We start from the raw sequence: 8,856 nt of genomic DNA, 5'->3' as shown, positions 1-8,856 counted from the left end.
CCCAGCCGAATTCGTGGCGGGTGCCGGTGGCCGGCTCCTCGACGATCAGGGGGGCTTCGAACAGGCGCGCGGGCTGGGTGACGCGGGCGAGCAGGGAGCGGGCTTCGGTGGTGATCAGCAGCAGATCGCCGGGCTGGACGTCGGTGAGGGCGGGCCGTTCGGCCAGCGCGGCGAATGCTGGGCGTCGAGGCGGGTGCTCTAGGCCGTGCTGCTGTAGTGCAGGCGGTCGCGGCGGGTTTCTTCTTCGGCCATCCCCTGCAGCAGCGCCTGGTGGATCTGGGCGAACAGCGGGCCCTCGGGAGAGGCCGGGATCGGAAGGTTCTCGGTGCGGCGGGCGTGCAGCAGGTGCGCGGCCGCGATCTGGGTCTCGATGCTGTGGTTCTCCCACAGGTCGAAGGCCAGGTCGAACAGGTCCTCGTCCGGGTCTTCCGCCCAGGGAGTCGCCCACCGCTGCATCGGCGGGCGGGTCATCCACTGGGCTTCGATCTGGTTCCCGATCTCGGTCGCCTCGTCGGGTTCCTCGTCCTCGTAGGGGTCCTCGTAGCCCTCGTACAGCTCGCGCAAGGCCAGCTCGTAAGCCTGATCGCGGGAGTTGTTGCGCAGCCCGCTCTTCTGCTCGGGGCTCGGGTCGCGGCCCAGGACCTGGCGGAACTCTGCCAGGTTGTGGTGATACAGCGTTTTCGCCGCCTGGGCTATCTGCACGCTGATCTCCGCGGTCAGTTCGGTAAGGTGCTGCTCGCGCTGCGCCGGGGTCCATTCCGGCCGCAGCTGATCCAGCTGGGTCAGCTCGACGTGCTCGCGCAGCCCTTTGGTCATGGCCAGCACCGCTTTCGAATAGGGCGGGTTCGGTGTCTTCCGGCAACGGTAGCCCCTCCGCATCGTGAGGCACTGCCTCTGTCGTGATGTGGGCATCACCGATCTCCTCTCGATCCGGGAAGGGGTTGCAGGAACCGAACTACGGGGCCCCATGCCGGTAACCCAGCAATGGGTGGTGGTGTGTGTGCTGGGTCCACGGTCGAGACGATCGGGCGGCGCGGCAACAAAGGGAATGTCGTAAGCGCCTCATCCATCACCGAGAACCCAGGTGGTGGGGCTGTTTCGACGGTATCAGCGTATGAGGCGCTCCGCCAGCGTGTTACGAGCCGTGTACCAGACCCGTGCACGAATCGGTCCCGGGGGACCATGGAAGCGTGCAGGGCGTCGGCCTCGGTCTGCGCCCCGTGGAACGCGGGACTGGGTATGTCAGCGCGCTGCGGCGGTTGCACGCTGACGGCTGATTGCGGCGGTCATGAGCGGCCGCGATCGCGGTCACGTCCGCGCGCCGCCGGCGAAGTGGCCGTGCCCTTCCATCCGCATGGAATCGATGGCCAGTGGCCGGGCAACGCCGCGTCTACGTGCTGCTCGAGTGAAGCGGATCGGAGCGGCGTTCTTCGGCGGACATCTCCCGTAGGAGGGTCTGGTGGATCTGTTCGAAGAGTGGGTGGTCGTTGGAGGCCGGGATCGGCAGGTTGGCCCTGTAGCGAGTCAGCAACAGCTGTGCGCCTGCTTTCTGGGTCGCCGTGTCGTGGTCGTCCCACAGTTCCAGGGCCAGATCAGCCAGCTCCTCGACCGGTTCCTCCTGGAGATCCTCCTCCTCGTCGTAGTAGTCGTCGAGTTCGAGAATGGCTATCTCGTAGGCTGTGTCGCGGGCGCTGTCACGCATCCCGTTCTTCTCGGCATCGTTCGGCGGGCGACCGTGATCAGTGCCGAACCGGGCCAGTCTGGCGTGGTAGTCCAAGTCGGTCTCACGGGCGACCTGTGAGGCGATCAAAGGTTCCAGCGCGGCGAAGTGCTCTTCGCGCTGCTCCAGCGTCCAGTCCTGGGGCAGTTTGGCTCCCCGGAGTCGTTCGATAAGGGTGCGGTGAAATCGGGTCATGACTGGAATCGCTCTCCTCTGGTCGAATGGCGTAGCTGGTGTCGCCCGGGATAGCTCATTCCCATCGCGCGTCGCTGTCTCTGGCTGGATGTGGGCAACACTGGATGTCCGCGAGCTGCGGATTCATGCGGCGATCCGGCTTTGTGGCTTCCGCGGATTCCTGATCTGGGTGGATGGTGCCAGGTCCGCGATGCGAGCCGGTCGAGCGGTACCCAGACGACAACGGAAACGCGAGTACCTCATCCACCACCGAGGATTCAGGTGGTGGGACTGATTCGACGGTATCAACACCAAAGGCTCAGCGCCACAAGGCGTCGGGGCCCCCACGACGAACCGACGAGCGCTTTCGGCCTACTGCTCGTGAGCCCTCTGCCGTGCCTGCTCGAACCACTCGCCAAAGGGGTCTTGGGCCCGCTCCTCGAGCAAGGTCCGGCAGCCCGGGCACAAGAAGCCGCCGGGGCCGGCCGGGGCTTCGCGACATATCTGGCATAGGGCAGGGTCGTCACTCACGCAGAAATCCTAGCGGCCAACCTGCCTATCGATGCTGGTAGGGGAGGCGCGCGGAGGAAAAAGGAAGGCCCCGAAGGGGACAGGGCCTTTCCGCCCCCGCGATCGGCGGGGTATGAGGCGACGATATCAGCCACTGGCCGCGCGATCCGCTCAATTCGGGAGCAGAGAATGCGCCATGCCGTCGGACGCCGCATCCCGGCCGGGGGCGCGCCGCGCTGCGATGCGGCGGGCGCCCGCGAGGCCTCCGTTCATGAGCTATAGGGCGGGGCCGCGGCGATGCCGGCTGTCGCGGCCGGTCGGAGGTGGGCGCCGGTCGCGGCGGCGTGCGGGCCGGGCGGTGAGGAAGTCGGTCTCGGGTTCGGTTGCTGGTTCATCGGCGAGGCCGGGCTCGGTGTCGGGCTGCGGTGTGCGGTCGTGGATGTCGTGCGGGTCCTCGCTGACCGGGCGGCTGTGGTGTTGCTCGTGGCGAATGTGTTGTTCCAGTTCGCGTGTGGTGTCGTCGAGGTCTGCGCGGCGCTGCGCTTCGGCGAGGGCTTCGTCGAGTGCGCCTGTGTAGTCGTCGATCTCGGTTCGGCGTTGTGCGCTGCGTTCGTTGCGTTGCCGGTCTTCTTCGACGGCGGCGCCGAGTTCGGTTTCCAGGCCGTCGTGGTCGGTGGCGCGGGCCACGATGATGTCCCACTGCTGAGGAACAGTGCCCAGGTCCATCGCCGCGGTCTGAGCGCGTGTGGCTTCGTCCTGTGCGGCGCGGTGCTGTTCGAGCAGGTTCGGGAGTGTGTTGTTCAGGTCGGTGATGGCGGCGTCGAGTTCTCGGCGGGCGCGGCCGCGGACCTTGGTGGTGTCGCGGCGATCGATCAGTGCGGCGAGTTCTTCGCGGGCCCGCGTCAACGCTTCGGCGCGGGTCTCGGCGGTGGTGTGGGCGGTGCGGGCGGTGGTGATGGCGTCGGCTTGGGTGTGGAGGCGCTGTTGGTGGTCGCGGACCTGGTCGGCGACCGCGGTCGGCGACAGGGTGGTGTCGGGTTGGCGGCGGGCGCGGCGCAGGTGTTCACGCAGCGTGTCGATTTCGGTGGCGAGGGCGGCGTCGGTGAGCATCGTGAGCCGGTGGCCGCGTAGTCGTTCGGCGACAGTGTTGGCGCGGTCGATGAGTTTGCGCCGCCGCGCGGCGGTGTCGGGCCGCGGCAGTGTCGCGACCGGTCCGCCGGCCGGGGACAGTGGCCGGTCGTCGGTGAGGTCGGTGTCGAGGTCGTCGTCTTCGGCGGCGGCGTGTGCGGCGGCGTTCTCGGCGCGCAGGAGCTGGGCTTCGAGTAGTTCGACTTCGGTGCGCGCGGCGGTGACGGTATCGAGGTCGGCGGTGTCGATGGTGTCGGCGACGATGTCGACGTAGTCGGGGGTGAGGGTGCCTTCGGCGCCGGCGGCGTCCCGCCATTGCTGATGGGCGTGGTCGGCAGCATCTTTGGCGGCCGTGGCGTCGGCGGCGGTGAGCTGGGCCTCGGTTTCCAGGACGCTGGCCTCCAGCTCGAGTCCCATTGCGTCGAGTTCGTCGCCGCCTGTCCGGGCGGCGGCCGCCGCCCGGACCTGGTTGGCGTGTGCTTCGCGGGCGGTGGTGGCGGCGCGGTCGGCGAGCACCCACGCGTGGTGGGCATCCATCGCTGCGACGCGGTAGGGGGTTTGGGCGTCGGCGCGGCGGCGCAACGCAGCGAGCATTAGTGCGGCCTCGCGTTGACGTTCGCCTTGGCCGGCCAGGTGCGCCGACCACAGTCGCGCGGCGGTGCGCCGCGCGGCGTCCAGATCCGTGCGCAGCCGTGCCACACGCTGCGGGGGCGGCAGGTCTGGATAGGGCAGTGGATCGGGGTCTGCGCCAACACCGAGCAGATCCCAGTCGATGTGGGTGCCGGGCCGGGCCGGGCCCGCGGCGACCGTGATCGGTGGTGGTTCGTCGGCCACAGCGAACCGGGGTTCGGGTGGTTCCTCGGCCATGACCGCGGCGAGGTAGTCCGCGTCCGGCTCGGCATCGGCGGAGGCTTCGCCCGGGCTGGTCGCGTCTGCGGCGGGGTAGTCGGCGGGATCGGGTGGAGCCTGGTCGGCGGGTACCGGCTCCTCGTCGGCCCAGGTGTGGGGATCCGGTTCGGGTCTGGTGTCGGGGGCGGGCGCGTCGAGCAGGGTGTGGATGCGGGTGGCCAGCGCGGCGGCCAGGCGCGCGGGATCGAGGCTGTCGTCGTCGGTCCGGTCGTGCAGGGTGTCGGCGGCCAGCCGCAGGATGTCGGAGGCCAGCCACCGGTGTTCGGCGTCCTCGATCGCGGCGACCAGCGCGGGCCACGCGGCATCATCGAGTAGTTGTTCGGCCAGTTCCGTGCCCAGGATCTGTTGCAGGGTCGGGAACCAGTCCGGCCGTGGCCGTTCACCGGTCTGCTCACGTTCGAGGGAGCCCAGGTGCCGGGTCAGGCGCCACCACAGCGCGGCGGCGGGCAGTTCATCGGGCAGCGGGCGTTGCGCGGCGACTGTTTCGGTCAGCTCGGCGATGTCGATGCCGTCGCGGGCGGCGGTGGTGAGCTGGTCGGCGAGCACCGGCCAATACGGGTCTGTCAGTAGCCGGGGTTCGATGCGTTCGGCCAGCGGCGTCCACCGCGCGGCCGCGCGGTGGGGGCTGCCCAGTAGCGCGGCCACACGCTCGTCCAGTCTGCGTTGATAGCGGCCTTCGCGGATCGAGAACCGGGGACCGCCGGTGGGGCGCCGGTCCTCCTCGGCCACCGCAGCGGCCGCGCGCCACACCGCGACCTCGCCGAGTAGAGCGCGGGAGTCCTGAGAGCACAGCGGCCGCGCCCACACTGGTGCGCTGCCCGGTTCCCATTCGGCGGCCGCCGCGGTGATCCGGTCGGCGAGATCGCGCACGAGATCGGCGCGCGCGCTCAGATAGGGGCCGAAGGTGGCGTGTTCGCGCAGCGTGTGAGGGATGCCAGTCAGCCAGGGCAGCGGGCCGTGGCCGGTGGAGTGGTTGCCGGAGGCGTCGAGGCGCCAGTCCAGCACCGCCGCGACGTCACCGGCGGTGGTGACTTCGCGGCGGGTGTAGGCGGCGGTCAGCACCTCCATCGCATCGGCGCCGGACAAGGCGATGACAGCGAGGTGACCGCGCAGGGTCGCCCACGCGGGTTCGTCGGTGAGCCCGGCATGCAGTTGCTCGGCGCCGGCGTCGATGCGCTGCAGGACCTCGGGGGCGAGCAGGGATTCCGCGGCCGCGCCGACGGCGTGGACGTAGGCATCCACCGCCGGAGCCAGCCGGGTGCGGGGTTCGGCCAGCTCCCGGATCATCGTGGTCGCGGCCTTCTGCGAGCCGTCGCGGGCGAGCATCCTCGTGAACTGGTCGACTGCGGTGACCGGGTTCATGGCGTCGTCGCTGATGACCGAGTGTTCGTCGCCGGACAGGGCGGTCGGGAAGTACACGTCGTTGCGGCGTGCGCCGCGGGTGAGCGCCATGTAGATGTCGTTGCGGGTTTCGTTGCCCGACAGCACGGTATGGCTGGTGTCGCTGGTGATGCCTTGGGAGCTCATGATCGTCGAGGCGTAGCCGAGCATCACGTGTTCGCTGGTGTACCAGGTGGGCAGGGTGATCGACAGGTCGGTGCGTAGGTGCCGGACGGTCAGCGCGCCGTCGTGGTGGACGTGCTCGACGCGCCACCGGTAGCCGTTGCGGACCCAGTCGGTGCCCGACATCGCCAATCGCCGGTTGTTGCGCATGGTGCGGATGACATCACCGGCAGAGACCGCGGTCCCGTCCCGCAGTACGGCTTCGGGTCCGGTGGGTCCGCAGGTGGCGAGGCGGTCGGTGCGGGCGCGTTCGTTGAGGCCGCGGGTGATCTCGTGGGTGGGCGCCATCATCACCGCGTCGAGACCGGCGCGTATGTCCTGGGCCCAGGCGCTGTAGGCAGCGTCGGCGATCCCGGCTTCGTCGCCGGTGTGCACGCGGCCGTTGTCGATGTAGTAGCCGATCGCGGCGGTTTCGCCGTCGCGCAGGGCCAGCGAGGCCGCGCCTTCGTCGTGGCGGGGGTTGCCGTCGGCGTCGCGGAATCGGACGACGTGTTCGAGGGTGTAGGCGCCGTATTCGTCGGCCAGCGCGCGCACGATCCCGCCGGCGGAGATCGCGGCGAGTTGCTTGTCGTCGGCGACCACCCGCACGCTGCCACCACGCGAGAGCGTGTAGTCGATGACCTGGTCGAGTTGGTGGGTCGAGGCGAGCGCGGCCTCGTCGATGATCACCACCGTGGTCGCGTCGATGGCGCGGACCCAGTCGGGGATGCGCACCGCGGTCCCGGTGGCGGCGCCGAACTCGGCGAGTTGCAGGCTGCTGAGGAGTTTGTCGATGGTGTCGCAGGTGGCGCCGATTTCATCGCGCAGGACCGCGGCGGCGTTGGCGGTGGAGGCGAGCCCGATGACGGTGCCGCCGTCGTTCTCCCAGGCGCGGGCGAACACCGCCATGGCGGTGGTCTTTCCGGTCCCGGCCGGCGACAGCGCAAGGTCCACCCGGGCGCCGCTGGTGGCGAAGCCGCGCACGAGCGCTACCTGTCCGTCGTTGAGGACGGTGTCGGGGTTGTTGGCTGCGTGCTCGAGCAGTGCGACACCGACGCCGACCTCACCGACACGGCGGCCGTCGCGCCGCGCGGCCGCGGCGAGGATGCGTTGTTCGGCGGCCATGATCGGTTCGCTGGTGTAGGACTGGGTCCCGGCGGTGATGTAGACGCTGCTGCCGTCGCGGCGGCGCAGTGCGGCGGGTTCGTCGAAGGCATCGGGCAGCGGCAGTGCGACGCTGCGCGAAGAGTGCAGTGCCGCATCGAGCACGCGTTCGGCGACATCGGCGACGAGGGCGGGGTCGAGGGCGGCGGCGCGTACGGTGCGTTCGACTTCGGCGCCGATGTGGTTGACCTGCCAGGTGGAACGATCGCGAGAGACGCGCTCGACCACGGTGTCAGCGGCTGCTTCGATCCAGGCGTCGAGTTCATGCGGCGCCACCGGTGCGGTGTCGCTTGGGGCGGGGTTCATTGCGGCGTGCAGCATGTCCGACACCGCACGCTCGGAGCCGAGGAATTGCACGGCCTCGGCGTACCACGTCGCACGCTGCTCGGCTTCGGAGCGGGGTTCGTGTTTGCGTTGGCGGGTTTCCACCGATGCGCGTTGGGCGAGTGCATATGCCTCGCGTGGTGAAGGCTCCCTCCCGTATTTCGCCTGGAACTGGCGGGCGAGTTCGCCACGACGTTTTTCGATGGCGGCATCGCGGGAGGACCACAGGTCGCACAGTCCGAGGTCGATCCCGACGATTTCGCGGGTCCCTCGCTTGTTCGGATCTTTGTTCGGGCGGTCTTCGAACCGCAGGCCGAGGCGCTGACGGAGGTAGACCTCGAGGCGTGTGTTGTAGTACTCCGATGCCCAGACCGCGAACTTGTGCAGTGCGCGGCCGTCGAGGGCCAGCCACCGCCCGTCGGCGGTTTGCACTTTGTTCGAGATCGCGATGTGGGAGTGCAGGTACGGGTCGCCGGCGCGGGAATCGCGGTGGGTGAACAGCGTCGCGACCACGCCGGTGGTGTCGATCTGCGCGACGCCGTTGGCGCCGGTGCGCGTGTACACGCCGCGCTGTTCGAGGAAGCGGACAGCATCGGCAGCGGCGGCGAGGTGGCAAAACAGGATCTCGTCCGAGACTTCCTCGGGGGCGAGCGCTTTCATCGTGGACACGCTCTTGCCGAACGGGAACACCGTAACGTCGTAGCCTGCACAGGCCTGGGTCGTTTGGCGGGAGTTGCGCGCGATGAAGCCTGATAGCTCGCGGTCGTCGAGCGGTGCGCGGCCAAACTCGGCCGCGAACATCTGGTGGCCGATCGCGGTGCGTATTCGAGACCGCTCGGATTCTGGAACGGGTTCGTTCCATTTCAGGCCGCGGGTGGTGTTGTACTCGCTGAACGCGGCGCCGACCGCTTGCCGGAACTCCGAGGCCTGACTGAAGACCTTGAACGGCGTGCCCAGCCGGCTCACCTTCAACGCCTCATCTGCCGCCCGGTCCCGGGCTTTGGCCTGGGCGCTGCGGACACTGAGTCCGCGGCGGCGGTAGATCGTGAAGTACTTCTCGACCAACTCACCGATCTTTTCGGCTTCCATGGCGTCGGCGTTGGGGTGGCGTCCGAGACCGAACAGGCTCTTCATTTGGGCCTCGGTGACGATATCGCCGACCGTAACCGTCTGCAGGCCCCGCAGTCCCGAACCGAGCCAGCGCCCGGGGGCCTCACCCTTCATGGAGTAGTAGTCGGCCAGGGTGGCCGCGCCGAGCTCGCTGGAGTCCATCGCGGCGACCTGTTTTGTGAGGTAGGTGTACCCGTCACCAGCTGAAAGCTTGTGCAGGTTGGCGCCCATATCTTCGAGGGTACGGGAAGTTAACGGCCAGAATGCAAGAGATT

At 69.0% G+C, this 8,856-nt stretch carries 4 protein-coding genes; 1 reads left to right on the top strand and 3 read right to left on the bottom strand.

Annotation, left to right across the window (positions count from 1 at the left end; translation table 11 throughout):
- Positions 1 to 13 precede the first annotated feature (13 nt).
- Entirely contained in the window at positions 14 to 202 is a 189-nt protein-coding gene (locus tag ACWEWT_RS15685) for a hypothetical protein (RefSeq protein ID WP_452559487.1), read from the top strand.
- Here the strand turns inward: ACWEWT_RS15685 and ACWEWT_RS15680 are convergent.
- From ACWEWT_RS15680 to mobF, 3 genes are all read right to left on the bottom strand, one after another.
- On the bottom strand, positions 199 to 816 hold the full coding sequence (locus ACWEWT_RS15680) for a hypothetical protein (RefSeq protein ID WP_452559485.1): 618 nt from the start codon (positions 814 to 816) through the stop codon (positions 199 to 201). The genes ACWEWT_RS15685 and ACWEWT_RS15680 overlap by 4 nt on opposite strands.
- 574 nt (positions 817 to 1,390) lie before the next feature.
- Positions 1,391 to 1,915: a hypothetical protein gene (locus ACWEWT_RS15675; protein ID WP_452559483.1), complete on the bottom strand. Its 525-nt coding sequence runs from the start codon at positions 1,913 to 1,915 to the stop codon at positions 1,391 to 1,393.
- 765 nt (positions 1,916 to 2,680) lie between these two features.
- Complete coding sequence (gene mobF / locus ACWEWT_RS15670) at positions 2,681 to 8,812, bottom strand: MobF family relaxase (RefSeq protein ID WP_452559482.1); 6,132 nt, start codon at positions 8,810 to 8,812, stop codon at positions 2,681 to 2,683.
- Between the last annotated feature and the right edge of the window lie 44 nt (positions 8,813 to 8,856).

It is taken from the genome of Nocardia sp. NPDC003963, assembly GCF_053605105.1.
This window is presented reverse-complemented; position numbering and strand designations above follow the sequence as displayed.

What these genes read in the sequence shown, in the direction of transcription:
- ACWEWT_RS15680 (WP_452559485.1), bottom strand. Translation starts at nt 816, where the DNA reads ATGACCAAAGGGCTGCGCGAGCACGTCGAGCTGACCCAGCTGGATCAG.
- ACWEWT_RS15675 (WP_452559483.1), bottom strand. Translation starts at nt 1,915, where the DNA reads ATGACCCGATTTCACCGCACCCTTATCGAACGACTCCGGGGAGCCAAA.
- mobF (WP_452559482.1), bottom strand. Translation starts at nt 8,812, where the DNA reads ATGGGCGCCAACCTGCACAAGCTTTCAGCTGGTGACGGGTACACCTAC.